Annotated in this window: 24 protein-coding genes and 1 pseudogene; 18 read left to right on the top strand and 7 right to left on the bottom strand. The window is 35.2% G+C overall.

The genetic code is table 11. From position 1 onward, the window contains the following. Nucleotides 1-17: 17 nt before the first annotated feature. The gene (locus tag CLV73_RS11825; protein ID WP_100377108.1) at nt 18-2,387 is read left to right on the top strand and encodes an outer membrane beta-barrel family protein; all 2,370 of its coding nucleotides are present in this window, start codon (nt 18-20) and stop codon (nt 2,385-2,387) included. A 112-nt stretch (nt 2,388-2,499) separates the two neighbouring features. Next, the gene (locus tag CLV73_RS11820) at nt 2,500-4,365 is read left to right on the top strand and encodes a M1 family metallopeptidase (protein ID WP_100377107.1); all 1,866 of its coding nucleotides are present in this window, start codon (nt 2,500-2,502) and stop codon (nt 4,363-4,365) included. Nucleotides 4,366-4,413: 48 nt separating this feature from the next. On the opposite strand, the gene CLV73_RS11815 is transcribed toward CLV73_RS11820, so the two are convergent. From CLV73_RS11815 to clpB, 7 genes are all read right to left on the bottom strand, one after another. Continuing rightward, nucleotides 4,414-5,415, bottom strand: a complete 1,002-nt coding sequence (locus tag CLV73_RS11815) for a zinc metalloprotease (protein ID WP_100377106.1) — start codon at nt 5,413-5,415, stop codon at nt 4,414-4,416. Nucleotides 5,416-5,668: 253 nt separating this feature from the next. Then, a complete protein-coding gene (locus CLV73_RS11810) occupies nt 5,669-6,313 on the bottom strand; it encodes a response regulator transcription factor (RefSeq protein ID WP_100377105.1) in 645 nt (214 codons plus the stop codon). Then, complete coding sequence (locus CLV73_RS11805) at nt 6,310-7,095, bottom strand: sensor histidine kinase (protein ID WP_100377104.1); 786 nt, start codon at nt 7,093-7,095, stop codon at nt 6,310-6,312. The genes CLV73_RS11810 and CLV73_RS11805 overlap by 4 nt, the downstream gene beginning before the upstream one ends. Next, complete coding sequence (locus tag CLV73_RS11800; RefSeq protein WP_100377103.1) at nt 7,074-7,718, bottom strand: hypothetical protein; 645 nt, start codon at nt 7,716-7,718, stop codon at nt 7,074-7,076. Before CLV73_RS11800 ends, CLV73_RS11805 begins: the two co-directional genes overlap by 22 nt. A 29-nt stretch (nt 7,719-7,747) precedes the next feature. After that, entirely contained in the window at nt 7,748-8,293 is a 546-nt protein-coding gene (locus tag CLV73_RS11795) for a hypothetical protein (RefSeq protein WP_100377102.1), read from the bottom strand. A gap of 228 nt (nt 8,294-8,521) precedes the next feature. Further along, the gene (locus CLV73_RS11790; protein ID WP_100377101.1) at nt 8,522-8,785 is read right to left on the bottom strand and encodes a hypothetical protein; all 264 of its coding nucleotides are present in this window, start codon (nt 8,783-8,785) and stop codon (nt 8,522-8,524) included. Between the two features lie 167 nt (nt 8,786-8,952). Next, entirely contained in the window at nt 8,953-11,547 is a 2,595-nt protein-coding gene (gene clpB / locus CLV73_RS11785) for an ATP-dependent chaperone ClpB (protein ID WP_100377100.1), read from the bottom strand. Between the two features lie 523 nt (nt 11,548-12,070). Between clpB and CLV73_RS11780 the strand changes: the two genes are divergently transcribed. The 16 genes and pseudogenes from CLV73_RS11780 to CLV73_RS11700 all read left to right on the top strand — a co-directional run bounded on the left by CLV73_RS11780 (nt 12,071) and on the right by CLV73_RS11700 (nt 25,265). Beyond that, nucleotides 12,071-12,649 (top strand): TetR/AcrR family transcriptional regulator, encoded by a 579-nt coding sequence (locus tag CLV73_RS11780; protein WP_100377099.1) that lies wholly within the window; start codon nt 12,071-12,073, stop codon nt 12,647-12,649. A 351-nt stretch (nt 12,650-13,000) separates the two neighbouring features. Continuing rightward, nucleotides 13,001-14,317, top strand: coding sequence for a phenylacetate--CoA ligase family protein (locus CLV73_RS11775; protein WP_100377098.1), 1,317 nt, complete (start codon nt 13,001-13,003; stop codon nt 14,315-14,317). Next, the gene (locus tag CLV73_RS11770; RefSeq protein ID WP_100377097.1) at nt 14,318-15,403 is read left to right on the top strand and encodes a 2Fe-2S iron-sulfur cluster-binding protein; all 1,086 of its coding nucleotides are present in this window, start codon (nt 14,318-14,320) and stop codon (nt 15,401-15,403) included. It begins immediately after the preceding gene. 113 nt (nt 15,404-15,516) lie between these two features. Next, nucleotides 15,517-16,455 carry a 1,2-phenylacetyl-CoA epoxidase subunit PaaA gene (gene paaA, locus CLV73_RS11765; protein ID WP_100377096.1) on the top strand — a complete coding sequence of 313 codons (939 nt, stop codon included), beginning with the start codon at nt 15,517-15,519 and terminating at the stop codon, nt 16,453-16,455. Between the two features lie 189 nt (nt 16,456-16,644). Further along, a complete protein-coding gene (gene paaB / locus CLV73_RS11760) occupies nt 16,645-16,926 on the top strand; it encodes a 1,2-phenylacetyl-CoA epoxidase subunit PaaB (protein WP_002981782.1) in 282 nt (93 codons plus the stop codon). Between the two features lie 69 nt (nt 16,927-16,995). Continuing rightward, nucleotides 16,996-17,745, top strand: a complete 750-nt coding sequence (gene paaC / locus CLV73_RS11755) for a 1,2-phenylacetyl-CoA epoxidase subunit PaaC (protein ID WP_100377095.1) — start codon at nt 16,996-16,998, stop codon at nt 17,743-17,745. A 111-nt stretch (nt 17,746-17,856) separates the two neighbouring features. After that, entirely contained in the window at nt 17,857-18,555 is a 699-nt protein-coding gene (locus CLV73_RS11750) for an alpha/beta hydrolase (protein ID WP_228424357.1), read from the top strand. A 3-nt stretch (nt 18,556-18,558) separates the two neighbouring features. Further along, complete coding sequence (gene paaD, locus CLV73_RS11745; RefSeq protein WP_100377093.1) at nt 18,559-19,023, top strand: 1,2-phenylacetyl-CoA epoxidase subunit PaaD; 465 nt, start codon at nt 18,559-18,561, stop codon at nt 19,021-19,023. A 60-nt stretch (nt 19,024-19,083) separates the two neighbouring features. Further along, nucleotides 19,084-19,884 (top strand): enoyl-CoA hydratase/isomerase family protein, encoded by an 801-nt coding sequence (locus CLV73_RS11740; protein ID WP_100377092.1) that lies wholly within the window; start codon nt 19,084-19,086, stop codon nt 19,882-19,884. Nucleotides 19,885-19,911: 27 nt separating this feature from the next. Further along, a pseudogene (locus tag CLV73_RS19250) lies at nt 19,912-20,264 on the top strand (four helix bundle protein). Nucleotides 20,265-20,304: 40 nt separating this feature from the next. Continuing rightward, a complete protein-coding gene (locus tag CLV73_RS11730) occupies nt 20,305-21,474 on the top strand; it encodes a 3-hydroxyacyl-CoA dehydrogenase NAD-binding domain-containing protein (protein ID WP_100377091.1) in 1,170 nt (389 codons plus the stop codon). An 84-nt stretch (nt 21,475-21,558) separates the two neighbouring features. Beyond that, a complete protein-coding gene (locus CLV73_RS11725; RefSeq protein ID WP_100377090.1) occupies nt 21,559-21,870 on the top strand; it encodes a hypothetical protein in 312 nt (103 codons plus the stop codon). Between the two features lie 280 nt (nt 21,871-22,150). Next, on the top strand, nt 22,151-22,564 hold the full coding sequence (locus tag CLV73_RS11715; protein WP_100377088.1) for a PaaI family thioesterase: 414 nt from the start codon (nt 22,151-22,153) through the stop codon (nt 22,562-22,564). Nucleotides 22,565-22,592: 28 nt separating this feature from the next. Next, the gene (locus tag CLV73_RS11710) at nt 22,593-23,300 is read left to right on the top strand and encodes a DUF6624 domain-containing protein (RefSeq protein WP_100377087.1); all 708 of its coding nucleotides are present in this window, start codon (nt 22,593-22,595) and stop codon (nt 23,298-23,300) included. Between the two features lie 70 nt (nt 23,301-23,370). Next, entirely contained in the window at nt 23,371-24,576 is a 1,206-nt protein-coding gene (pcaF, locus tag CLV73_RS11705; protein ID WP_100377086.1) for a 3-oxoadipyl-CoA thiolase, read from the top strand. A 95-nt stretch (nt 24,577-24,671) separates the two neighbouring features. Next, on the top strand, nt 24,672-25,265 hold the full coding sequence (locus CLV73_RS11700) for an acyltransferase (protein WP_100377851.1): 594 nt from the start codon (nt 24,672-24,674) through the stop codon (nt 25,263-25,265). Nucleotides 25,266-25,278: the final 13 nt, after the last annotated feature.

Raw genomic sequence — 25,278 nt, 5'->3', positions numbered from 1 at the left:
TCCGAAAAAATTAAATTATGTATAAATTAATTGTATTGCTGTGTTTCCCGATATTACTGTTTTCCCAGCAACAAAGAATTGAAGGAACAGTTTCAAATGCCGAACAGAAAAAGCTTTCCTTCGTAACTGTAGAAGTGTATGATTCTCAAAATAAATTGGTAAAAACGCTGAATACCGATACTCATGGAATTTTTATATTGGAAGGAATTTCCGAAAATCCAATAAAAATAAGAGTTAAAAACTCTGAATACGAATATTTCGAAAAGAGTTTTGATACAGAAAAACAACAAATTATTGATATTGTTTTAAAAAGCAATCATAAAGATATTGAAGAGGTTACGGTAACGAAAAAGAAACCTGTAGTGAAGAGAAAGGTTGATAGGTTAGAATTCAATGTGGAAAACAGCAATATTTCTTCGCTCAATGCCTGGGAAATCCTGAAAAAAACACCAAATGTAACCATAAATAATGATGTTTTGAGCGTTAAAGGAAGTACGGGAATTTTAGTTACGATCAATGATAAAAAAATAATGCTGACTGGAGATGAATTGAAAAACCTGCTTGAAAACACTCAGGGAGATGAGGTGAAATCTGTTGAAGTCATCACCAATCCACCGGCAAAGTACGAAGCACAGGGAAGCGCTGTTCTGAATATTGTAATGAAGAAAAATAAGATTGAAGGATACCGTGGTGTAATCTCTTCAAAATATGTTCAGACACAATATGCAAAAGGAAATATGGGAATTTCTCAGTTTTATAAGAAAGATAAACTTTCTGTGATGGGAAGTTATTACAGAGGAGCGGGAACATATTTCAGGGAAGGAACAGATTACGTGAATTATCAGGAAGACCAGACAAGATGGATCAGTACCATGAACAGAAAGGATAAAAATAATAATCAGAATACGGTTAATTTTAATATTGAATATGAAGCAGACAGTCTAACGAATATAAGCTTAAATTATTCAGGATATTTCAGCCCGAAATCCTTCGGAACGTATCATGTTCCTACTCTGATTTATAATAATCAGGATATAGCGGAATCCAATTATCTTACCATTAATGATCATCATTCCCGAAGCATCAACAATTCATTAAGCTTTCAGGTAGACAGAAAATTAAATAAAAACAGCAGTCTTAGCTGGATTAATTATTTTACCGGAAATAACTCCCGGAAATATCAGAATGTACTGACGTATCTTGATTTTGTTAATCAGACGCCGGAAGAAAGAAATTTTTTGACGAATAATAAAAGTAATATTCAGCTTTATTCCACGCAGCTTGATTATCAGTGGAAAAAGGATAAATTCGAGTTGGAATCTGGAGTGAAGTACAGTTTTGTAAAAACAAACAGCCAATTGGATTTTTCAGACAATGAAAACGGGCAATTTGAATACAGACCTGAAAAAAGCAATGTTTTTGATTACAAAGAACAAAATTTTGCCCTTTATTCTTCTCTGGCCTACAACCTTGATAAATGGAGTTTTAAAGGCGGACTTCGTGCGGAAATGACAGATCTGGAAGGCGTTGTATCGGAGCCCCATGAAATCAATAAAAATAATTACTGGAGTTTGTTTCCGACAGCATATGTACAATATACGACTGAAAATAAACAGGAATTCGGATTTTCGTATGGAAAAAGAATCAGCAGACCTTCCTATTCGTGGCTCAATCCTGCAAAATCTTATTATAATCTGTTCTCTTATTTTCAGGGAGATCCTAAACTGAAAGCAACCATTGTCCATAATCTCAACCTCACCTATTCATGGAAAGAATGGAATGTAGATCTTTATTATAGAAAAGAGCTGTATCCGTCAATGGAAATCTCTTTTCAGGAACCAAGTTCAAATAATCTGATTTACTATTTTACCAATATTGAAAAAGGTCAGGCTTATGGATTGAGTGTATATAAAAATTTTCAGATCAAGCCTTGGTGGAATCTGGTTCTTTCAGAGAATCTGGAGCATAATGAGAATTATTTTAAAGGAGTGGATGATATTCTTTATAAGAATAAAGTCTGGAATTGGGTTTCCAATATTTCTACCTCTTTTACCTTAGATAAAAACAATGATTGGAAAATGGAAGTGGGACACAATTACTATTCTCCGGGAATACAGGGAACATTCAGGATTTCGGAATGCTGGTCTGCCTATTTTGTGATGAGCCGGAAGTTCTTCAATAAAAGATTGGAAGCAAGTTTTGTATTTAATGATATTTTCAGAACAATGGAGCAGAAAATAAGCACTAAATATGCGAATCAGGATAATTACTTTTTGGATTATCAGGATACGCAGGGCTTTACATTTTCTTTAAAATTCAATTTCGGAAACCAGTCTGTGAAAAATGTCAAGACCATCAAGAAAACGGATGAACAGGACCGATTGTAAAATTTAAAAATACAATTATTTTTTCGTTAAATATTTTCTATGCTTGAACGAATACGCTTTCTGTTCCACATTTTCCTTAATTTTGCCACGAATAAATAAAAAAATTGAGATAATGAAACAGTTTCTTTCGGGGCTATTGATGATTGTTACCTTGCAGCAGGTTTCTGCTCAGGAGCTTTATATGCCGAGAAATATAAAGAAGGCGTATGAAAATGGTACAAGAAGTATGTCGGGAGCACCGGGAAAAAACTATTGGCAAAATAAAGGAGTTTACAATGTTGAGGTAAAAGTGGATGGCACAACGAAAATAGTTTCCGGAAAAGAAACTATTGTTTATAGCAATAACAGTCCGAATGACCTGAATGAATTGGCAATAAGATTTGTAAATAACTTACACAAACCCCAGTCGCCGAGATCGGGATTTGTTTCCAAAGACTTTTTATCATCGGGATTAGACATCAAATCATTTACTGTAAATGGTGAAAAATACAACATCAATAGTGATGATTGGGGAACGGTAGAAAAAGTAAAGCTGAATTCTGTTTTAAAGTCAAAGTCAAAAGCTGAGATCAAAATAGAGTGGGAATATCCTCTTTCTGTTCAGAGCGGAAGAGAAGGGCAAATAGATCCTGAAACATTTTATGTGGCTTATTCTTTTCCTAGAGTTTCTGTGTATGATGATTACAACGGATGGGATATGCTTCCGCATTCAGACAGGCAGGAATTTTATAACGATTTTAATGACTATTCGTTTGCGATTACCGCTCCCAAAAATTATGTGGTTTGGGCAACAGGAGATTTTCTTAATCCCGAATCCGTTCTTCAGCCGGAATACCTGAAAAGATATAAAACTTCTTTAAGAAGTGATAAGGTAATAAATATTGCGACCGAACAGGAAATGAAGTCTGGTAAAGTTACCAAACAGAATAAGTGGAATGTATGGAAATTTAAAGCCAGCCATATCACTGACTTTTGTTTTGCCCTGAGTAAACACTATACCTGGGATGCAGCAAGTGTACAGCTGAAAACAAAAAGAGTGAGCGTTCAGGCAGGGTATAAAAGCGGAGCCAAAGATTTTGAGCATTATGTAGACTGGATGAGATATAATCTGGATTGGTTCTCAAAAAACTGGCCGGGTGTGGAATATCCTTATAATGCAATGACTGCCATTCAGGGATATGCAGATATGGAATATCCTATGATGATCAATGATACAAGTATTCCGGATGATTTTCAGGATGCAAGATTGACGGCAGATCACGAAATTGCGCATACTTATTTCCCTTTTTATATGGGGATTAATGAAACGCGTTATGCTTATATGGATGAAGGTTGGGCAACCACTTTAGAATACCTTATCGGGATTGACGAAAACGGTGAAGCAGCAGCGCAGGAATTTTATAAAAACTTCCGTGTTAAAAGATGGATCAACGATCCTTCTTCAGAACAGGATCAGCCTATTATTACGATGAGTACACAGGTAAGCGGAGCAGGTTACGGAAATAATTCTTACGTCAAAGCTTCATTATCTTACCTGGCTTTGAAAGATTATTTGGGAGATGATTTATTTAAAAAAGCACTTCATCATTATATGAGCAACTGGAACGGAAAACATCCGATTCCATGGGATTATTTTAACTCTATGAATACCGGTTCCGGTAAGAATCTGAATTGGTTTTTTAATAACTGGTTCTACACCAATAATTATATTGATTTGAAAATAGCAGCTACGGCTCAGCAAAATAACCTGCTTTCTATCAGTGTAGATAACGTAGGTGGTTTTGCCATCCCTTTTGATACAAAAATTAAATATGAAGACGGTGATGTCGAAGCCCTTCATTTTTCGCCTTCCGTATGGGAAAAAGATCAGACAAAAACGGTTCTTACGATTCCTATCAAGAAAAAAGTAAAATCAATCAATTTAGATGGTGGACTTTTCATGGATTATACACCGGAAAATAACTCAAAGAATCTATAAATAAAAAGCCTGAGAATTTTCTCAGGCTTTTTTATGCAGGTTAATTTTTTAATATACTCTTAATCCGGCTCTTGCACCTGATGAAGCAACTACAGATTGTATTCTTGTTTTTTGTCCCGCAGAGAACATAAACATGGCAGCATCATCTACATAATCCATGTAGTTCATGAACATAACGGATCTCTGTACTCCTGTACAAGTGTTGTAAAGAGGATAAGTTGGTTTTCCGTAATTAGCTGTTGTTTGTGTAGGAGTATCATCTACCAAATCATTTCCACAATTAGCATCTCCCCAAATATGTCTTAAGTTCAGATAATGGCCTACTTCATGAGTTGCAGTTCGCCCTAAGTTAAAAGGAGAAGAAGCTCCTGTTTTACCAAAGAAAGGAGCGGCAATTACCACACCATCATTCCATAAGCCTGCAGATTCAGGGAATGTAGCATAGCCTAAAATAGTCTGGCCCTGACTTGTCATTTTGCCTACAACCCACATATTAAGATAATTGGTAGGGCTTGTTGCATCAATTCCTCCGGAAGAAGCTTTTTTCATAGCATCATTAGTTCTCCAGCTCTTTGTAGTGGTTTTTTTTCTTATTGTATTTACCAATCTGAATTTAACTTTTATATCTCCGGAACTTACTCCCTGAAATTCGCCAGGAATTTTACTGATATCAGTATTTGTAGCACTATAATCCTGATTCAGTATAGCAATTTGTTCTGCGATTCTTGCATCAGAAACATTTTCTGCCGTAGTATTGTAAACAACATTTACCACTACCGGAATTTCTACACTGCCGTCAGCAAGTACCTTTCCTAATTTTAGGTCGTTGGCAAATCTTTCGGTATTGGCTTCCAATGTTGCAAATCTTTGTCTTAATTCAGAGCTGTTTTTTAAAGCTTCCTGTCGTATTTCTTCCGAGGGACAACCTCTTCTGACTATATTGGAAGATTCTGAAGTGTTGGATAAATCTTCAGATTGATTGGTGATATTATCACTATTACAAGATGATAAAGATCCTAGCACTAGGACGCCTAATAATAATTTTTTCATATCATATATGTTTAAATTTCCATAAATGAATTTAGAACATTTGAAATTAATAAACAACAGTGATTTTAAAATTTTCGTATTAATATGTTAATATTTTTTATATAAATTTGAAGTATATGTATGTTATTTGAGCTTTTGATGCTTTGTTCTTTTTTTTTTTTTTAATTAGTCGCTTTGGAAATAAAAAACCTTTCTCTTATTTTAGAGAAAGGCTTTCTTAAGTTAAATATATAATTAAATGTGTTTGTGTAATTTAAGATTCTGCAAAACCATTTTTAATAGCATAAATAGCCAGTCCTACTCTGGTTTTCAGATCCAGTTTTTCGCAGAGCTGGTCGCGGTAGCTTTCTACTGTTCTTGGGCTGCAGCACATTTTTTCTGCAATTTCTTTGTAGCTAAGTTCGGTTACAGTATATTTTAAAAATTCTTTTTCCCTATCAGAGATTTTGATGTTTGTATCAGAGTCATGGTGGCTGTTGAGATTGGAAAGAATAATCTTTGATGCCCATTCCGGATAAAAATATCCATCCTTATCAAGTCTGGTCAATGCTTCTTCCAGATCTTTTGGGTGAGTGTTTTTCAGCAGATAGCCTTTTGCTCCGTTCTTCACCATTTTTATTACACTCTTGTCATCACCCTGCATACTTAGAGCCATTACTTTGATTTCTGGATGATTTTCCTGAAGCCATGATACCGTTTCAAATCCATCCATTATAGGCATGCTGATATCTAACAGGATGATGTCGGGAACAGGATTTTTTTCTTCGAACTTTTGAATAAGATCTTTCCCGTTTTCTGCCACATAAATAACTTCAAAGTCATTAAAATTATCAATAATTCCTTCCAAAGCTTTTGCAATAAGCACGTGGTCGTCTACAATTACTATCGTCTTTTTCATGAATGTTTTTTTAAAGTTATTTTAACCTGTGTTCCTTTATTTTTTTCGCTTTCTAGGGTAAAATCGGCACTAATAATTTTAGCTCTGTTTTTCATATTCGTAAGACCAATTCCATTGTTGAGGGTCTTTGAAGTATCAAAACCGATTCCATCGTCGGTAATTTCCAGTTCCCAAAGAAGGTCTTCGGAAGTATCTAATCGGATATAAATGTTTTTACATTGAGAATGCTTTATACTATTTTGAATAAATTCCTGAATAATTCTTAAAAGCACATTTTTATGCACAAAACTTAGATCCAATTGGTTAAAGTTATGCTCAAAAATGATTTTACACTTCTTAAACGAGTTGGTATTGTCTACTTCTTCCTGTATCAAAGTTACAATTTCCTTCTGATTGATATTGTCATCAGTTAATGTCTTTGACAAACTTCGAAGGTCCTGAAGAGATTGATTAATGATCTGAGAAACCTGTTCAATTCTTTCACTCGCTTCCGGAACCTTATTTTCATATAGCATTTGCTGAGTATAAAGACTTACCAAGGTAAGCTTTTGTCCTATATTGTCGTGCAGTTCTCTTCCGATTTGCTGCATGGTTGCCTGTTGAATTTCCAGCTGGGTGGCGAGAAGCTCTTTCTGATGAATTTCGTTATTGATTTCAATCTCATTCAAGTATTCTTTTTTCCTTTGTCGATATTTTCTGATATAGATCATAACTGCTACTACAAAGAGTACAAAGAAGATGTTGAAAAGTATTAATGTTACTAAGAGCTCTGTTTTCCCCATATAAATGATATTGAGAATAATAAATACATAACAATTCCTGAAATCAAAAAGTAAGAAAAATAAATATGATAGATGTCTCTATAATCTTTTATGTAGGCAAAAAATGTCCAAAAAGGTAAGGTTCCTATATAAAATAAAGTGACCCCTAGATTAATATAAAACATCGGGTTTTTATTGAAACTCAGAATATCTGATGAATTAATCTGTTTATAATATTCCATTATAACTAATCCCATAAGAATCAGACAGCCAAACGTGTAGCTGAATGACATAATAATCTTCTTGGTAGAGAAAACTTCCCCAAATACCAAAGAAAGTAAATACAATACCGATATTACATAAAATAATTTAGGCTTTGCAAAAGATTTTGCAGCATAGATCCAAAAAAAGAAAATAAATTCAATAGGAATTACGAAATAATTATAAAAATTCTGTTTGTTATAATCAATGAAATTCTCACCCCATTTTCCCATGACTTCACAAAGAAACATTAGTATTAAATAATATGAGAAATATTTCCAATATTGATTTTTGATTTTAGGATAATATAATATTGAAACTAAAGCCGCAAGACCTTCTACCCATATTAGAGAATTTTGTAAAATTATTTCCAGTTCAGTCATTGAGTCTTAATTTGTTTTTTAGGATATTTTTAAAAAGTTTCTACTTTAAGATTATTTGGCGGATTTAATACTCCGTGATTCTGGGAAATAATATCGCCCTCCAATCTTGAATTTCTTGCAGAAGCCATAGCGAGTAATTCGCCTTCTCCGCTTGTACTTAGTGGGTTGAAATCATAAGGCAGCATATTTCCTTCTCCGTCATCTGCTTTCATTGTAGGAACCATAACCAAAGTATGTCTTTCCGCATATTCGGTCCCAATCGGAGTATCTTTCATGATATCCCAATCTTCTTTTTTCGGATAGGCAGCATAGTAAAATCTGATGCCTAAATCCTGATCTGTTGCATTGGGAGCATTTTTTCGGGTTTCATTTTCAATGTCAGAGATAAATTTCTTTAAGGTATCTAAATCAAAATGAATAGAATGTGCATCGTCAATTCCCAATCTGTCTTTTACAAATGCCAAATGATTGTTTCTGTAATTGTTGATCAAAGTCTGAATAAATTCACAACTCATTGTGTTTGACACTGAGTTTTGCTCGAATGCCTCAACGTTTAGGTTAGGTTTTGTTTCCATAAAACTAGTTTTATAAATGAAATTTTAGTTGGTAGTGCAAATTTCAAAAAAAATTATGTTAATACGACACGGGTTTTTCCTGATTATTTATGGGGTTTTCACGGATTGTAAATTTTAAATAAAATTATAAAGAATTTGGATAGGTTGAAGGAAAAATATATTTCTAAGAATATGCTTGTAATATTGAGTTTTATGAAAATAAAAAACCACTCTTTCGAGTGGCTTAGATTAGTGACCTACAAATTCAGATGCTTTCACTGCAACTGCTTTTTCCAAAGTAACATATAGGTTTGAGCAAACTCTTCTCAAATCAGCCATTGCTTGATCTGATGACTTCTCTCTGTGAAATAAAGTAGTGTTTGGTAAATCATATCTTTTACCATCTAAAATAAAGTAATCAGAATAATTTAATGCTAATAAAGCATTCTTTACCTCTGAATGTTTGGTATTAACATCATAAGATATTAATACATTTCCAATTGTTGTTCCCATAAAATTTTATTTTAAAAAATTCAATGCAAATGAACATACGTTTTTATTTTTAACCTTATGGATATCCATAATTGAATGTCGTTTTTTTTAATAAATAACAAAAAATAAGTGCCGCAGACCAAATCTACGGCACTTACTACAAAAATAATATATATGAAAAAAACTACTTATAATTCTGTAGGTCTGAAAACCAGACCTGTTTCCTCGAAATAATCCAAAGTGATTCTGTCACCGTCATTCACGGTTCCAGCAAGGATTTCTCTGGATAATTTATTCAAGACTTCCTGCTGGATCACTCTTTTCAATGGCCTTGCTCCGAAAGCAGGATCGTACCCTTTATTCATCAGGTAATCTACGGCATCCTGAGTTGCAGTCATAATGATATTTCGTTTTGCCAACATGTCATTGAATCCTCTCAATTGATACGTAACAATTTTTCCGATTTCTTTCTTTCTTAAAGGTTGGAATAAAACGACTTCATCAATTCTGTTCAGGAATTCCGGACGCAATGTCTGTTTCAGTAAATCAAAAACTTCATCTTTTGTTTTATCAACAATTTCATCCTGGTTTTCATCGGTAATATTCTCAAAATTTTCCTGAATTAAGTGTGAACCTAAATTCGAGGTCATAATGATGATTGAATTTTTAAAATTCACGACTCTGCCTTTGTTATCCGTCAAACGACCGTCATCCAAAACCTGAAGCAATGTATTGAAAACATCAGGATGGGCTTTTTCAATTTCATCTAAAAGCACGACAGAATAAGGTCTTCTTCTTACAGCTTCCGTTAATTGTCCGCCTTCATCATAACCCACATATCCCGGAGGAGCACCTACCAGTCTTGAAACACTGTGACGTTCCTGATATTCACTCATATCAATTCTCGTCATATTGTTTTCATCATCAAATAAAAACTCTGCCAAAGCTTTTGCCAGCTCAGTTTTTCCGACTCCGGTTGTTCCTAAGAATAAGAAAGAACCAATTGGCTTTTTCTCGTCGCTCAATCCTGCTCTGTTTCTTCTGATCGCATCTGCAACCGCCTGAATGGCTTCATCCTGGCCCACAACTCTGTGGTGAAGCTCGGTTTCAAGGTTTAATAATTTTTCTCTTTCAGATTGAAGGAGCTTGGTCACAGGAATTCCCGTCCATTTTGCAATCACTTCAGAAATATTTTCAGAAGTAACTTCTTCCTTAATTAATTCATTCTGATGATTTTGCATCTCGATTTCCAATTTGGAAAGCTCTTCCTCTTTTTCACGAAGTTTTCCGTACTGGATTTCCGCTACTTTTGCGTAATCTCCTGCTCTTGAAGCTCTTTCGGCCTCTAGTTTCAGAGATTCTATATCTTTTTTAATCTGGGTAAGATCCTCAGATTTTTGTTTTTCCTTGAGCCATTTTGCATTGATTTCGTTTCTCTGTTCAGAAATTTTTGCAATGTCTTCTTTTAAATGATCGATTTTGGTCTGGTTACCCTCTCTTGAAATCGCTGCCAATTCAATTTCCAGCTGCATCAATCTTCTGTCTAAAACGTCCAGTTCTTCTGGTTTTGAATTGATTTCCATTCTCAGTTTTGCCGAAGCTTCATCAATCAAATCAATTGCTTTATCCGGTAAAAATCGGTCCGAAATATATCGTTGAGACATTTCAACCGCTGCAATAATCGCCTCATCTTTGATTCTTACTTTGTGGTGCGCCTCATATTTATCTTTAATTCCACGAAGGATGGAAATTGCCGATTCTGTATCCGGTTCTTCCACCATTACTTTCTGGAAACGTCTTTCTAACGCTTTATCTTTTTCAAAATATTTTTGATATTCATTCAAAGTTGTGGCACCGATAGCTCTTAATTCTCCTCTTGCTAAAGCTGGTTTCAGAATATTTGCAGCATCCATTGCGCCTTCACCACCTCCGGCTCCTACCAGGGTGTGAATTTCATCGATGAAAAGAATGATCTGTCCGTCTGATTTGATGACTTCATTCACAACCGATTTCAGACGTTCTTCAAACTCACCTTTATATTTTGCACCGGCGATCAATGCGCCCATATCTAATGAATACAACGTTTTATCCATCAGATTTTCCGGAACATCGCCGCTGATAATTCTGTGGGCAATTCCTTCTGCGATGGCGGTTTTACCAACACCCGGCTCACCAATCAGAATCGGATTGTTTTTTGTTCTTCTTGAAAGAATTTGTAAAACTCTCCTGATTTCTTCGTCACGGCCGATTACGGGATCTAATTTTCCTTCCGCTGCTAATTCGTTGAAGTTTTTTGCATATTTATTTAAGGATTGATAGGTTTCCTCTGAACTTGCAGAAGTGGCTTTGCTTCCTTTTCTTAATTCTTTAATTCCGCCTTCCAAAAGGTTTTTGGTAACACCCATATCTTTCAGCATTTTCGAAACTTCTGAACTCGTTTCCAAAAGTGAAAGCCACAAATGCTCAATGGTCACATATTCATCGCCCATCTTTTTAGCAATGTTGGGAGCATCAAGCAAAACCTTGTTTGCTGATTGTGAAAGGTAAATATTTCCTCCCTGTACTTTCGGAAGTTTTTCTAAATTTTCACGGTTGCGCTCTCTTACTAAAGTGGCGTCTGCCTCAGATTTTTTTAATAAGAAAGGTGAAATGTTTTCATCTACCTGAAAAATTCCTTCAAGCAAATGCTGAGGTTCAATCTGCTGGTTACCAAATTCCATTGCCACTTGTTGCGCAGCCTGGATGGCTTCCTGTGATTTTACGGTATATTGATTTAGATTCATATTCTATTTATTTTTGATTCTTAGTTTTGGTTTTCAATTTTAGATTTTAGACATCAGATTTCAGACCATAAGAGTCAAATAAATGTTAATTTTTATCAGGTTTTCTAATTTCTGATGTCCTCAATCTTATTTAATCATTTAATTCGATTACTTTATCTCAAAAACTGTTCAATTATTGAATTTTTAAAAATAGTGGACAAATTTTCCGAAATGTATATTTTTAGTTTAAGTTTACAAAGACAAAATTTCCGATTAGGGTGATTTGAATAAAATATTATGGAAAAACAGTCAGGTTTAAATTTACAATAGTTATTCGCGGAGTCAAAATTCCCCTCTGGAGGTGGCAAAAATTCAAAGAATTTTTGCCGGGGTGGTTTAAAAAGAAGCATAAAAAAGTTTCGGCTAAAGCCAAATAAATACTACATATTTTGTAAACGGACTAAAGTCCGTTCCTATTGATGGCAAAAATCATCCTTCCAAAATAAAATATTAAAATCAAAATAATTACTTTTGCGTTTTGCAAATGGAGTTAAAAGAAAAACAAAGAAAAATATTAGACGTTGCGGTAGAACTTTTCAAGGAGAAAGGGTATATGGGCAGCTCTGTAAGAGATTTGGCGACAAAGCTCAATATAAAAGCAGCTTCTTTGTATGCACACATCCGTTCGAAGGAAGAAATTCTGGAGTGGATTTGTTTTGGCATCGCACAGGAATTTTTCGATGAACTTCAGAATGTAAAAAGCACCAATATTTCGCCAAAGGAAAAACTGAATCTTTTTATTGATAAACATTTATCAGTTGTTCTAAAAAACCGTGATGTTACCCATATTTATTCCAACGAATGGAAGCATTTGGAAGATAGATTAACTGAATTTGTCGAATTAAGAAAAAATTATCAACAGGAAGTAGAAAATTTGATTTCTGAAATCTATCAGGCAGAAAATTGGGAACTGAAATCTCCGGCTTTTACAACACGTTTTATTCTTCATACCTTAAACAATTCTTATTTCTGGTTCAAAAGGAATACAGAATCTACCACCGAAATTACTGACGAAATAAGGGATAAAATTCTTTTTGGATTGTTGGGAGATCATAAAAAGTAAAATCGACTAAGCCTTTTTATAATGGAAGTTTCTCGAAATTTATCTGAGTCTTTGTCATTCTGACGAAGGAAGAATCTAAACTTAGTATTAGAGATTCCACACTCCACTTTGTTCCGTTCTGAATGACAAACTTTGCAGTTAGTTATTATGTCTCGGACTGTCATTTCGGCGAAGAAGTAATCTATCAATAATTAGTTAAAATAGATTCTTCATTCCACTTTGTTTCATTCAGAATGACAGCCTCAACATTACCTAATCATTTAGAATCATCCAAAATCTGACGAAAGTCATAAAAATTTTGCCAATTTCCAAAATCTTTTTAAATTTACACCTAACAAATGTTAGTTAGTTATGGATTTTGATGTTGAATATCTAAAGCTCGATCAATTGAGACAGCTTCAATCTGAGCGATTGGCGAAATTGGTAGACTATCTTGGGGAGAAGTCGGAATTTTATAAAAGAAAATTTAAGGAAACAGGAATATCTCCACAAGATGTCAGGTCGATTGAAGATATTTCAAAACTCCCGATTACTTACAAACAGGATTTGAGAGACAATTATCCGTTCGGATTATTTACCGTTCCGAAAAATGAGCTGCAGAGAATTCACTGTTCAAGCGGAACAACGGGAAAACCGACGGTGGTGGGATATACAAAAGAAGATGTTGATTTATTCAGCGAAGTCGTGGCGAGATCTTTGAATGCGGCGGGAGCGAAACCTGGAATGCAGTTGCACAATGCTTATGGATATGGAATTTTTACGGGCGGACTTGGACTTCATTACGGAGCAGAAAAATTGGGAATGAGCGTTCTCCCGATTTCGGGAGGAATGACAGCAAGACAGGTAGATTTAATTATAGATTTTAAACCTGAAGTTATTTGTTGCTCACCTTCATATGCATTAACAATCGCTGACGAATTTGCAAAACGTGGAGTTTCTGCGGATGAGATTAGTTTAAAATATGCCGTTTTAGGTTCAGAACCGTGGACGGAATTGATCAGACATCATATTGAAGAAAGATTGGGCGTTCATGCTACTAATATTTATGGTTTAAGCGAAATTATTGGTCCCGGAGTTTCGATGGAGGATTTTGAGGAAAAAGGTGGGGCTTATATTTGGGAAGATCATTTTTATCCTGAAATTCTGGATCCGGTTACGAAAGAACCCGTTCCGTTTGGTGAAGAAGGTGTTTTGGTGATTACGACTTTAACGAAAAAAGCAATGCCGCTTTTACGGTATTGGACGAACGATATTACCAGTCTTTATTATGACGAAAGCGGAAAAAGAACAATGGTTAAAATGAAGCCAATTCTTGGAAGAGCCGACGATATGCTGATTGTAAGAGGGGTAAATGTTTATCCAAGTCAGATTGAAGAAGCATTTTCTCATGTTGAAGGAGTGGTTCCGAATTATTATTTAACACCGATTGAAAAAGAACAAATGTGTGTTGCTTTAGATATTGATGTTGAAATTGATGATGAATTGGTAGCTTCAAAAAATTTAAATCAAAATACCGATGATTATGCTATTTTTGTCGGAAACTTTGGAAAAAACATAGAAAGCGAAATAAAAAAACGGGTAGGAATTACCACAAAAGTGAAAATCCATGCTCAGGACAGTCTTCCGAAATGTGAAGGCGGAAAAATTAACAGAATACTTAAAAAATAAATGAATTCATTTTATAAACTTAAAACGGTAAAAGTTCAGAAAGATACCAACGATGCAGTGAATGTAGCTGTTGAAATTCCTGAAGAGCTGAAAGATAAATTCAGGTTCAAGCAGGGGCAGTATCTTAATTTCCGAATGATGATCGACGGAAATGAAGAAAGACGTTCTTATTCTATCTGCAATGCGCCAAGCGAAAAAAGCAACACGCTGGAAGTTTTGGTGAAATTGTTGGAAGGCGGAAAAGTTTCCGGTTATTTCAATGAGCATCTACACATGGATGAAATGCTGGAAGTGATGCCTCCAATGGGTGGTTTCAACACCTCTTATCACCCGACAAATGTGAAAACTTACGTTGGTTTGGCTGCAGGAAGCGGAATTTCTCCGGTGCTATCCAATATTAAGGAAAGTCTTTACCAGGAGCCGAATTCAAATGCTTATTTGTTCTATAGCAACAGAAGCATGAATCACGTGATGAAAAAGGCTGAGATCGATAAATTGGTTGAACATTTCAACGGAAGACTGAAAGTTGTTTATTTAGTAAGCCGTGAGCAACACGAAGATCCTATTTTCGAAGGAAGAATTTCTCCTGAAAAACTGGAACTTTTATTTGAAAGATATGCGGATATCGATGTGAAAGAAGCCACTTATTTCATTTGCGGACCTTCAGAAATGATTAAAGGAATTGCAGATTATTTAAAGAAAGATAAAAAAGTACCGGCAATCCAGGTTTTATTTGAATATTTCACCGCTCCGGATGAAGAAAATACGGAGGAAATGAGCGATGAATTCAAAGCCATTGCCAACATCGAAAGTATGGTAACGGTAATCATCGATGATGATGAATATTCGTTCCATTTGAATTCAAAAAAAGAGAGTATCTTAGATAAAGCATTGAAAGACAATCTTCCTGTGCCTTTTGCATGTAAAGGAGGGGTATGCTGTACGTGTAAAGCCGAAGTTTTGGAAGGTGAAGTTTTCATGGAAAAAAATTACGCGCTTACCGAAGAAGAAGTAGCCAGAGGCTATGTTCTTACCTGTCAATGTCACCCGACAACAAATGTGGTGATGCTTAATTATGATGTTTAAATCAATTTGAAAATGAGTCAATGTGCTAATTTGAAAATGCCATTATAGTGTTTTAATTTTCAAATTGCCTAATCCTCAAATTTTCAAATTAATTAATTTTCAAATTAAAAATTATGGACTTAGAAAAATTTGTACAATATGTACACGACGAAAATAAAGTAGAACCAAAAGATGTAATGCCGGATGATTACAGAAAACTATTGGTTCGTCAGATTTCACAGCATGCCCATTCTGAAATTGTGGGAATGTTGCCGGAAGCCAACTGGATTTCCAGAGCGCCTTCATTGAGAAGAAAAATGGCTCTTTTGGCTAAAGTTCAGGATGAAGCAGGACACGGTTTATACCTTTATTCTGCAACTGAAACTTTAGGAGACGGAAGTATCAGGGCTGATAGAGATGCGACTTATGAGGATATGTTGGAAGGAAAAGCAAAATATTCAAGTATCTTCAATTATCCGACATTGAGTTGGGCAGATATTGGTGCCATCGGTTGGTTGGTTGATGGTGCAGCCATCATGAATCAGGTAATGTTGATGGGGAATTCTTATGGTCCTTATTCAAGAGCGATGGTGAAAATCTGTAAAGAAGAATCTTTCCATCAAAGACAAGGATACGAAATTTTGATGGCGCTTTGCCGTGGTACAAAACAGCAGAAAGAAATGGCTCAGGCTTCACTAAACCGTTTCTGGTGGCCGGCTTTAATGATGTTCGGCCCGAATGACGACAGTTCACCAAACTCTAAAATCTCTATGAATTACAGAGTAAAAAGAGAAAGTAACGACAGTCTTCGTCAGAGATTTATCGATGTTACGGTTCCGCAGGCCGAATTCTTGGGATTAACCATTCCGGATAAAGATCTGAAATGGAATGAAGAAAGACAACATTATGATTTCGGAGAACTTCCGTGGGATGAATTCATGGAAATCCTAAAAGGAAACGGTCCTGCCAACAAAAAGCGTATCGAAACCAAGAGAAAAGCACAAAGAGAAAATGCTTGGGTGAAAGAGGCAGCGGCAGCTTTTGCTGAGAAGCAGAACGAAAAAGTTAACTAATTATTTAATTTAAACCATTAAGATTTATTTAGAAGTTTAGTTTAATTAAGATAAATCATTTTGATTTTTAAGCTTAAAGCGAAGTTAAACTTAATATTCTTAACAGCTTAATTGTCCTTAATGGTTCAAGCATTAAAGTTTAAAATAATTCAAAATCTAAATATTTAGAATTAAAAATAAAATTTGACTATGGCAAATTTAGATATGTGGGAAGTGTTTATTCAGACTAAACCGGGATTATCTCACAAACACGTTGGAATTGTACAGGCACCAACAGCAGAAATGGCTTTGCAGAACGCAAGAGACGTTTATACAAGAAGAAAGGAAGGAACTTCTGTTTGGGTAGTTCCAAGTAAATATATCGTGACTTCGGAAGGGGTGGATAAGGAAGCTTTCTTTGATCCTGCCGATGATAAATTGTATCGTCACCCGACATTCTACGAAATTCCAAACGATGTAAAAAATATGTAAAACAGCGATTGGCTGTTAGCTGCTTGCAATTTGCCAAAAGCTATACGCCAAAAGCCAAAAGCTAAAATAATGAACCCATTATATAATTATTTATTAAAATTAGCAGACGACAGTTTCATCATGGGACAGCGTTTGTCTGCGTGGTGCGGTGAAGGTCCTTATCTCGAGGAAGATATTGCATTAACGAACATCGCGTTGGATGAGCTTGGTCAGGCCAATAACTTTTATGTTTACGCTTCAAGAGTGATCGACAATGGAAAAAGTGAAGACGATATTGCATTTTTAAGATACGAACATGAATATCTAAACGCACACTGGACAGAGCTACCGAACGAAGATTATGCCCAAACAATTTTAAAGGTTTATGTTTTCGCAGTGTATCAGAAATTGATGTACGAAGCATTATCAAATTCTACGAATGAAGAACTTTCTGCCATTGCTCAGAAATCTTTAAAAGAAGTAAGGTATCATTACACTCACGCTGCTTCCTGGATGAAAATTTTCGCTCAGGGAACAGAAGAAAGTAAGTCTCATTTGGTAAAAGCAATTGAAAATATCTGGGAATATACCAAAGGTTTATTTGCAAAAACAGAAGGAGAAGATGATTTGGTAGCCTTAAATATTGCTCCGGATACAGATGCTCTTTACGAAGAATTTGTTGCGATTACACAGAAAGATTTTGCAGATTTCCAATTGGAATATCCTACGAATCCTTTTATGCAGCCAAAGTCAAGAACGGGTTACCACACTGAATATTTTGGATATATTCTTTGTGAATTACAGTATATGCAAAGAGCGTATCCGGGTTGTACTTGGTAAGAGATGAAAATACTTCTGCGGATAATTGCTTTTTTTCTCTTGGCATATGTAATGCTTTGTGTTATTGTGTTTTTTTATCAGGAAAAAATAATTTTTCAGCCTGAGAAGTTAGTGGAAAACTATTCATTTAATTTTAAAAATGACTTTGAAGAAATCACAATTCATACAAAAGATCAGAAGAAATTAAACTCAGTCTTATTTAAAACTCAAAATCCAAACGGGGTTATTTTTTACCTTCACGGAAACGGAGGTTCAATACATGGGTGGGGCGAAGTTGCTGAAGTTTACAACAATATGAATTATGATGTTTTCATATTGGATTACAGAGGTTATGGAAAAAGTGAGGACAAAATCAATAGCAAGGATCAATTATTTTCAGATGTTGAACTTGCGTATGATGAAGTTGCAAAAAGATACCCTGAAAACAAAATTATTATTTTAGGATATTCAGTTGGAACCGGGCTGGCTTCAAAGTTGGCATCACAAAAAAATGCGAAACTGCTGATTTTACAGGCGCCGTACTTCAGTATGGAAGATGAGATGGATCAAAAATTTTCATTTCTTCCGAAGTTTCTTTTAAAATATAATTTTGAAACCAATAAATATTTAAGAACCGTTAAATCACCTGTTATTATTTTTCACGGAGATAAAGATGAGATTATTAACTATAAAGCATCTTTAAAACTGAAAAATAATTTCAAAAAAGAAGATCGTTTGATTATTTTAAAAGATCAGAATCATAACGGAATAACAGATAATTTGGATTATCAGAACTCAATGAAAACAATACTTGATTTTGATAATAATTAAAATATGAATCAGCTTTTAGATTTATTAAAAACAATTCCCGATCCGGAAATTCCGGTAATTGACATTGTGGAATTGGGGATCGTAAGAGAGGCAAATGTCACAGGCGAAAAAACTTGTGAAGTTATCATTACACCTACCTATTCTGCCTGTCCTGCGATGTTTACCATCGAGGAAGACATCATCAAAATGATGAAAGAACATGGTTGGGATGCGAAAGTAGTTACCAAAATGTTTCCGATTTGGACAACAGACTGGATCACCGATGAAGCAAGAGAAAAACTTCGTGCTTACGGAATCACCCCTCCCGAAAAAGGAGCGGATGAACATCATATCGGGAAACCGAAAAAATGTCCTCGTTGCGGTTCGGAGCACACCAAACAGATCAGTAGATTCGGATCTACGCTATGTAAGGCATCATACCAATGTCTAGATTGTTTAGAGCCTTTTGATTATTTTAAATGTCATTAAAAATGATTAATTTTATAAAACAATCATTTTTAATATTAACCTGTTAATAGCCAATATAATATGTATACACAAATTGACATTGAATCGCATTTTGACGGAAAGCTTAAAATAGCTTACCTCAATCAGCTGGAAACTATGAATGCACTTACAAAACCATCTTTATCAGATCTCAAAGATTTCGTTAAAGAATGTAGCGAAGATCCTACGGTAAGATGTGTTGCCATTTCAGGAAGAGGAAGAGCCTTTTGCTCAGGTCAGAATCTGGATGATGCTTTTGTACAAGGGAATGAACATCATGACAATGATATTATCAGAAAGATTGTCACAGACTATTACAATCCCCTGGTGACGGAAATTACCCGTTGCAGAAAACCTGTCGTTGCATTGGTAAATGGCCCTGCAGTAGGAGCCGGAGCAATGCTAGCTTTGATTTCCGATTTCGTTTTAGCGGTTGACAAATCATATTTTGCTCAGGCATTTTCAAATATTGGATTAATTCCTGATACGGGAGGAACATACTACTTACCCAAACTATTAGGAAGACAATTGGCCAATTACTTAGCATTCACAGGAAAAAAACTGTCTGCGGAAGAAGCAAAATCTTACGGTTTAGTTGCTGAAGTTTTCAATGAGGAAGAATTCGTTCCGAAATCTATGGAAATTCTTGAGAAAATGTCAAATATGCCAACTGCAGCTATTAAATTAACCAAAAAAGCATTTGCAGCTTCTTACAACAATACCCTGAAAGAACAATTGGAATTAGAAGGGGATTTACAGCAGGAAGCCGCAGAAACAGAGGATTTTAAAGAAGGAGTAAGTGCCTTTTTAGAAAAAAGAAAACCTAATTATAAAGGAAGATAATTAATTTGAAAATGGGTTAATTTGAAAATGAGGAATGACAAAGAAAATATTATTGTAAATAAGACTTTTGATTTTGCATTAAACATTATTAAATTTTCAGAAGATTTGTATGAAGCTAAAAAGTTTCCTTTGACAAATCAAATTTTTAAATCAGGGACTTCGATCGGAGCAAATGTTAGAGAAGCTCAAAATGCGGAAAGCAAGGCAGATTTATTCATAAATTGAAAATTGCAGCCAAAGAAGCTGATGAAACAGAATACTGGCTTTTATTATGTTTAAATTCTCCACATTTGAAATCTCCAAACGAAAAATTAATTTATGATTTAAGAGAAATTCTATTAATTCTGTCTAAAATTATTTCAAGTTCGAAGCTCAAATAATTTTCAAATTAACTCATTTTCAAATTTTCAAATTTAAAATATGAAAGTAGGAATTATCGGTGCCGGAACGATGGGAATCGGCATTGCACAAGTAGCCGCGACAAACGGATGCAAGGTTTGGGTGTACGATGCCAATCCGAAACAAGTAGAAACGGCAACCGTAGGTTTGGAAAAAACATTAACCAAATTGGTTGATAAGCAGAAAATTTCATCAGAAAAAATGACTGAAATTTTAGCTAATATTTCCATTGCTACAGAATTAAAAGACTTCAAAGATTGTGAATTGGTCATTGAAGCTATCATCGAAAACAAAGAAATCAAAACCAAAGTTTTCACAGAATTAGAGAAACACGTTTCGGAAAACTGTGTCATTGGTTCCAATACATCATCCATTTCCATCACCTCTCTCGGTGCGGAGTTACAAAAACCGGAGCGTTTTATCGGAATTCACTTTTTCAATCCAGCTCCATTGATGCCTTTAGTTGAGGTTATACCTTCTTTATTAACAGAAAAATCATTAGCGGAAAAAATCTACAATCTCATGAAAGATTGGGGCAAAACTCCTGTGATTGCTAAAGATATTCCCGGATTTATCGTCAACCGAATCGCCCGTCCTTACTACGGTGAAGCATTAAGAATAGTTGAAGAGAATATTGCAACGGTAGAACAAGTTGATGAAGCTATGAAAACCATTGGTAACTTCAAAATGGGACCTTTTGAATTAATGGATTTAATCGGTGTTGACGTGAATTTTTCCGTAACAAAAACAGTGTACAACGAATATTTCTACGATCCAAAATACAAACCATCTCTTCTTCAGCAAAGAATGTCTGAAGCCAAACTTCACGGCAGAAAAACAGGAAAAGGTTTCTACGATTATTCAGAAAATGCTCAAAATCCTGTTGCAGAAATCGACAAAGGAGATTCGACGACTGAAAGGAGTCAAAAAGACGATGCTCTTTATCAACAGATTTTCTTGAGAATTATTTCCATGTTGATTAATGAAGCAGTAGAAGCCAAAAGATTAGGTGTTGCCACCGATGAAGATCTGGAATTGGCAATGCAGAAAGGCGTAAACTATCCAAAAGGATTATTGGCTTGGGGAAAAGAAATCGGATATGCAAAAATCTCCGAAACCCTGCAGAATCTTTACGAAGAATATCAAGAAGAAAGATACAGACAAAGTCCGTTGCTTCGTAAATTAAATTAGACAATGAAATGTGCTCATTTGAAAATTAGTTATGCAATTTTAATTTTCAAAATCTCAAATTGACTTAATTTTCAAATTAAAACTATGGATATAGACGAATTCAGAGCCGAATTGGAAACAAGACTCATCATTGAAAAAGAATACATCATTCAGGAGCTTTCTTCGATCGATGATTATCAGGAAAAGCTGGAATTGTTAGGAAAATTCAATGAAAAATATAAAGAGCTGATTAGAAGAATTGCGAATGAAGACGGAATCGATTTAAGTGCTCCTTATCAAACGGAAAATCCGTTACATTCTGAAAACCTTACGTATGAGCAGATCATTCTTGGTAAAACCATGGGTATCTACGACAAATTGGTTGATGAATTATATGAAGAAATAACGCAGATTTAAACACTCTTTTAGTAATAAATAAAGTATTAAAAACTATGCTTAAAAGAATTTTTACAAAGAAGAACTTTTTGAGATCTCTCATAAACGCAACCATTTTTCTTGTTGTTTTTTCTCTCGTTAAGTTTCTGTTTTATTATTTCGGATGGGACGATGAAAAAAGTATAAATATATATGGTTTTGTATTTTATTTCATCTTTATGTTTTTAGCTTTCTTTATTTTAGACGGCAGAGATTATACTTGGAAGGATGTGATAAGATTTAAAAATTTAAATAAAAATAAATGAACCCGAGACAGGTTGCAGAATATATGTTTGATCAGGATGAGTTTTCCCAGTGGATGAATATTAAACTGATTGAAGTAAAAGAAAATTATTGTTTAATAGAAATGCCCATCAAGAAAGAAATGATCAATGGGCTAAAAACGGTTCATGGAGGCGTTACGTTTGCTTTTGCTGATTCTGCATTGGCATTTTCGTCTAACAATTCCGGAGATGCTGCTGTTGCATTAAACTGTATCATCAATTTTACCAAAGCCGGGAAAGAAGGTGATGTTTTCAGAGCAGAAAGCATTTTGGTAAATGATACCAGAAAAACGGCTGTTTACGACATTAAAATTACTAATCAAAATGAAGAACTGATTGCAAAATTTGTCGGAACCGTATATAAAATCGGAAAAAAAGTGATCGATTTATAAAAAACCAACCAAACATCAAATTAACGAAATGAGAAAAATATTTTTACTGCTTTTCGGGATTTCTGCCTTTCTGATGAATGCTCAGCAGAAAATAAATGAAACATTGAAGAAGGAGCTCGATGAAATCATGAGAGTGGATCAGGGATACAGGATGTTATTTGATACGGAAACAACTCCGGAGAAAAAAGCTCAGCTTCTGAAAGATCTTAATGTTGATGAAGAAGAATTCAAAAAGAAAAACTGGAAATTGGTTGCAGAGCATGACAGTTTGAATATGCAGAAAATTGAAAAAATTATTGCGCAGTATGGCTATCCCGGAAAAAGCCTTGTAGGAGAGCCCACCAATCAGGCTGCTTGGTATGTAATTCAGCATTCAAAAAAAATTGATAAATATCTTCCACTGATCAAGGAAGCAGGAAAAAAGAAGGAAATTCCGTTCACATGGGTAGCGATGATGGAAGACCGTTATCTTATGTATAACAATAAGGAACAGATCTATGGAACGCAGGGAGCAGGTGAAATGACATTGGATAAAAATCATAAGCAAACGTTTATCAATTTTATCTGGCCAATCAAAGATCCTGAAAACGTTAATAAAAGAAGAAAGGAAGCAGGATTCGATTCTACTGTTGAAGAGAATGCTCAAAGAATGTTTGGAAAAGACTTCAAATATGAACGCTATACTTTAGAACAAGTCATGGAGTTAAGAAGTAAAAAAACGGAACATCATCATTAAAACTAAAAAATAAGATTATAATAATTGGGGTAATGAAGTGATTCATTCTCAATTTTTTCAGATTAAAATTATGAACAACGTATACGTTATAGACTATGTCAGAACTCCCATTTCAAAATTACAGGGAGGATTATCCGAAGTAAGAGCGGATGATTTGGCTGCTATTGTTATTAAAGAAGTGGTAGCAAGAAATCCGGAAGTTCCTGTTAATGAAATTGAGGATGTTATTTTCGGATGCGCGAACCAAGCAGGTGAAGATAACAGAAATGTGGCAAGAATGGGGCTTTTATTGGCAGGGCTTCCTTACAAAATAGGTGGAGAGACGGTAAACAGATTGTGTGCTTCGGGCATGTCTGCTGTTGCCAATGCTTTCCGTTCGATTGCTGCAGGAGAAGGCGAAATTTACATCGCAGGTGGAGTAGAGCACATGACGCGTTCACCATATGTCATGTCAAAACCAAGTGCTGCTTTCGGTAGAGACAGTCAGATGTTTGATACGACTTTTGGATGGAGATTTGTTAATCCAAAAATGAAAGAATTATATGGTGTTGACGGAATGGGAGATACTGCTGAAAACTTAGCGGATATTCATAACATCAGCCGTGAAGATCAGGATAAATTTGCCCTTTGGTCACAACAAAAAGCAACGAAAGCTCAGGAGAGCGGAAGATTAGCGGAAGAGATTGTAAAAGTTGAAATTCCACAAAGAAAGGGCGAACCAAAAATTTTTGATACTGACGAATTTATCAAACCTACTTCTTCAATGGAAGGATTAGGAAAGCTTCGTCCGGCTTTCAGAAAAGAAGGAACAGTAACCGCAGGAAACGCTTCTGGAATGAACGATGGTGCTGCAGCTTTAATTCTTGCAAGTGAAGAAGCGGTGAAAAAATATGGTTTAAAACCTAAAGCTAAGATCTTAGGATCATCTGTTGCAGGTGTTGAACCAAGAATTATGGGAATCGGACCTGTTGAAGCGACTCAGAAACTATTAAAAAGACTGAATCTTGCATTAGATGATATGGACATCATCGAGTTGAATGAAGCATTTGCAGCTCAGGCTTTGGCAGTAACAAGAACATTGGGATTAAAAGACGATGATTCAAGAATAAATCCAAACGGAGGAGCTATCGCAATCGGTCATCCACTTGGAGTTTCTGGTGCAAGAATCGTTGGTTCTGCCGCAATGGAACTTCAAAAACAAAATAAAAAATATGCATTATGTACGCTTTGTATCGGTGTCGGACAAGGGTATGCAATGGTGATTGAAAGAGTTTAATCAATTTGAAAATGGGTTAATTTGAGAGTTTGCAAATGTTTCAGGACGCTATCAATTATCAAATTAGTTCATTCTCAAATTTTCAAATTAAAATTATGAATATCTACTCATACCACGGAATTCGTCCCATCATCAAACCTTCTGCTTACGTTCATCCGCAAGCGGTAATTATCGGGAATGTGGAAATTGGTGAAGAAGTTTATATCGGTCCGAATGCGGTAATTCGTGGCGACTGGGGTAAAATTATTGTGAAAGACGGTGCAAATGTTCAGGAAAACTGTACCCTTCATGTTTTTCCGGGAATTGAAACCATTTTGGAAGAATCTGCACATATTGGTCATGGAGCAATCATTCATTCCGGGCACATCGGGAAAAACTGTTTAATTGGAATGAACGCTGTAGTGATGGATAAAGCCTATATCGGTGATGAAAGTATTGTTGGTGCATTAGCTTTTGTTCCGGCAAATTTCAGATGTGAACCAAGAAAATTAATCGTGGGAAGTCCGGCAAAAATTATCCGAGATGTTTCTGATGAAATGATCAAATGGAAAACAGAAGGAACAAAACTCTATCAGGAATTGGCAAGAGAAGGAAAAGATGCTATTCTTCCGTGTGAACCCTTTACGGAATATGTTCAGCAGATTCCTACGAAAGTTGTTGATTACAGCATTTGGGATGATGTGAAATAATTTTACCACACAT

Source organism: Chryseobacterium geocarposphaerae, from assembly GCF_002797535.1.
In the GTDB taxonomy this organism is placed as follows: Bacteria; Bacteroidota; Bacteroidia; order Flavobacteriales; family Weeksellaceae; genus Chryseobacterium; species Chryseobacterium geocarposphaerae.
Note: the sequence above shows the minus strand (reverse complement) of the source record. Positions and strands in the feature narration are given on the sequence as shown.

Excerpts from the sequence above, each read along its gene's own strand:
- CLV73_RS11825 (WP_100377108.1), top strand. The coding sequence starts at position 18 with ATGTATAAATTAATTGTATTGCTGTGTTTCCCGATATTACTGTTTTCC.
- CLV73_RS11820 (WP_100377107.1), top strand. The coding sequence starts at position 2,500 with ATGAAACAGTTTCTTTCGGGGCTATTGATGATTGTTACCTTGCAGCAG.
- CLV73_RS11815 (WP_100377106.1), bottom strand. The coding sequence starts at position 5,415 with ATGAAAAAATTATTATTAGGCGTCCTAGTGCTAGGATCTTTATCATCT.
- CLV73_RS11810 (WP_100377105.1), bottom strand. The coding sequence starts at position 6,313 with ATGAAAAAGACGATAGTAATTGTAGACGACCACGTGCTTATTGCAAAA.
- CLV73_RS11805 (WP_100377104.1), bottom strand. The coding sequence starts at position 7,095 with ATGGGGAAAACAGAGCTCTTAGTAACATTAATACTTTTCAACATCTTC.
- CLV73_RS11800 (WP_100377103.1), bottom strand. The coding sequence starts at position 7,718 with ATGACTGAACTGGAAATAATTTTACAAAATTCTCTAATATGGGTAGAA.
- CLV73_RS11795 (WP_100377102.1), bottom strand. The coding sequence starts at position 8,293 with ATGGAAACAAAACCTAACCTAAACGTTGAGGCATTCGAGCAAAACTCA.
- CLV73_RS11790 (WP_100377101.1), bottom strand. The coding sequence starts at position 8,785 with ATGGGAACAACAATTGGAAATGTATTAATATCTTATGATGTTAATACC.
- clpB (WP_100377100.1), bottom strand. The coding sequence starts at position 11,547 with ATGAATCTAAATCAATATACCGTAAAATCACAGGAAGCCATCCAGGCT.
- CLV73_RS11780 (WP_100377099.1), top strand. The coding sequence starts at position 12,071 with ATGGAGTTAAAAGAAAAACAAAGAAAAATATTAGACGTTGCGGTAGAA.
- CLV73_RS11775 (WP_100377098.1), top strand. The coding sequence starts at position 13,001 with ATGGATTTTGATGTTGAATATCTAAAGCTCGATCAATTGAGACAGCTT.
- CLV73_RS11770 (WP_100377097.1), top strand. The coding sequence starts at position 14,318 with ATGAATTCATTTTATAAACTTAAAACGGTAAAAGTTCAGAAAGATACC.
- paaA (WP_100377096.1), top strand. The coding sequence starts at position 15,517 with ATGGACTTAGAAAAATTTGTACAATATGTACACGACGAAAATAAAGTA.
- paaB (WP_002981782.1), top strand. The coding sequence starts at position 16,645 with ATGGCAAATTTAGATATGTGGGAAGTGTTTATTCAGACTAAACCGGGA.
- paaC (WP_100377095.1), top strand. The coding sequence starts at position 16,996 with ATGAACCCATTATATAATTATTTATTAAAATTAGCAGACGACAGTTTC.
- paaD (WP_100377093.1), top strand. The coding sequence starts at position 18,559 with ATGAATCAGCTTTTAGATTTATTAAAAACAATTCCCGATCCGGAAATT.
- CLV73_RS11740 (WP_100377092.1), top strand. The coding sequence starts at position 19,084 with ATGTATACACAAATTGACATTGAATCGCATTTTGACGGAAAGCTTAAA.
- CLV73_RS11730 (WP_100377091.1), top strand. The coding sequence starts at position 20,305 with ATGAAAGTAGGAATTATCGGTGCCGGAACGATGGGAATCGGCATTGCA.
- CLV73_RS11725 (WP_100377090.1), top strand. The coding sequence starts at position 21,559 with ATGGATATAGACGAATTCAGAGCCGAATTGGAAACAAGACTCATCATT.
- CLV73_RS11715 (WP_100377088.1), top strand. The coding sequence starts at position 22,151 with ATGAACCCGAGACAGGTTGCAGAATATATGTTTGATCAGGATGAGTTT.
- CLV73_RS11710 (WP_100377087.1), top strand. The coding sequence starts at position 22,593 with ATGAGAAAAATATTTTTACTGCTTTTCGGGATTTCTGCCTTTCTGATG.
- pcaF (WP_100377086.1), top strand. The coding sequence starts at position 23,371 with ATGAACAACGTATACGTTATAGACTATGTCAGAACTCCCATTTCAAAA.
- CLV73_RS11700 (WP_100377851.1), top strand. The coding sequence starts at position 24,672 with ATGAATATCTACTCATACCACGGAATTCGTCCCATCATCAAACCTTCT.